This window comes from Mesorhizobium waimense (genome assembly GCF_003601975.1).
Taxonomy (GTDB): domain Bacteria; phylum Pseudomonadota; class Alphaproteobacteria; order Rhizobiales; family Rhizobiaceae; genus Mesorhizobium; species Mesorhizobium waimense.
In genome coordinates this window covers 1-1,381 of record NZ_QZWZ01000153.1, presented here as the reverse complement: position 1 = coordinate 1,381, position 1,381 = coordinate 1, and the positions used below count along the sequence as shown (strand labels likewise).

The window sequence follows — 1,381 nt, the reverse complement described above, 5'->3', positions numbered from 1 at the left end:
GGTCCCGGCATGCGATCAAGCATCAAAATGCCCACGGGCGCTCCGTGGAACGCCAGTCGAGGCCTCACCCAGGATGGCCAGCGCTTTTGTTGGATATGAGGAAAATCAGTCATATGTTGTCATCCTTCAGAATTAAAGATTTGCATGGTGCGTGATGCCGGTTGGCACGTTTCAACCTCGCAGCCGTCGGACGGTTGTCGCTCGCCAGCGATTGGGACCAGACCTAATGACACGCCTTCTCATCGACAGTCTCAGTCAATTACGAACAACTTGCGTGGAACGTTTGAGAGGAATTCGACCTGGCGTTCAGTGATAAGGATACTTTCGGTAATTTCGATGCCCCAGTCGCCGTACCACAGGCCAGTCATGAAGTGGAAAGTCATGCCCGGACGGAGCTCCGTTTTATCGCCGTCTCGGAAGCTGGCGGTATTCTCACCCCATGCTGGCGGATAGCCGAGGCCTATCGAATAGCCGGAACGGCCCGTCTTAACCAAGCCGTAGCGGGCCAATTGACCAACGTAAGCTTGGGCGATGTCTTCGCAGCAGTTACCAGCTAGTGCCTTCTCGAGACCAGCTTGCATCCCGTCGAGAACGGCCTTTTCAGCGTCGAGGATCTGAGGGGTCGGCTTTCCGAGGTAATACGTCCTTGCAAGGGGGCAGTGATAGCGCTTATGAACACCGGCGAGCTCGAAGAAAATGCTCTCGTCAGGTCGGATTGGCCTATCGCTCCACGTCAGGTGGGGGGCGGATGCGTCCGCGCCGGCGCCGATGTTTGGCACGGCCGCCGGATAGTCTCCCCAATACTCTCCCACACCGCGGGTACCTGCATGGGTCAACTCCGCAACTACATCAGACTGCTTTACGCCAGGGCGCAGTGTTTCCGAAATTCGTTGGTACATGACTTCGATGATCTTGCCAGCACCGCGCATGTACGCGATTTCTCGTTCTGATTTTACGATACGTTGCCAATTAATGAGTCGGTCAGCGTTTTTGAATGTTGCGTTAGGAAGCGCCGTTGAAAGGACCTCAAACGACAAGGCAGAGAAGTAGTAATTGTCCTTCTCGACACCGATAGTCGCCGAGCCATGCCCCTCTTCAGCGATGATCTGACCGAGAACCATCATAGGGTGCAATGTATCGGACTGGACGTAATGGTCTTCGTAGGATCTTATTCGATCTTCACCTAAGTAGGTGGTCCGGCGGCATCCGTTGGCATCCATACCACGGCCGAACCAGAGGGGATCCTTAGCCTTTGATACAACTACGCATTGGGGCACATAGAAGGCGTTACCGTCGTAGCCGGTAAGCCAGGCCATATTGGCGGGGTCCGTAACGATCAGTAAATCGATGCCCGCCTTCTCCATTGCATTCCGCGCTTTTT

1 protein-coding gene is annotated in these 1,381 nt (G+C 54.8%); it reads right to left on the bottom strand.

Translation table 11 applies throughout. The annotated features are described in order from the left end of the window. Positions 1-251: 251 nt before the first annotated feature. Positions 252-1,381, bottom strand: a 1,130-nt coding sequence (locus D3227_RS40305; RefSeq protein ID WP_245452169.1) for a M24 family metallopeptidase, incomplete at its 5' end; no start/stop codon positions are given.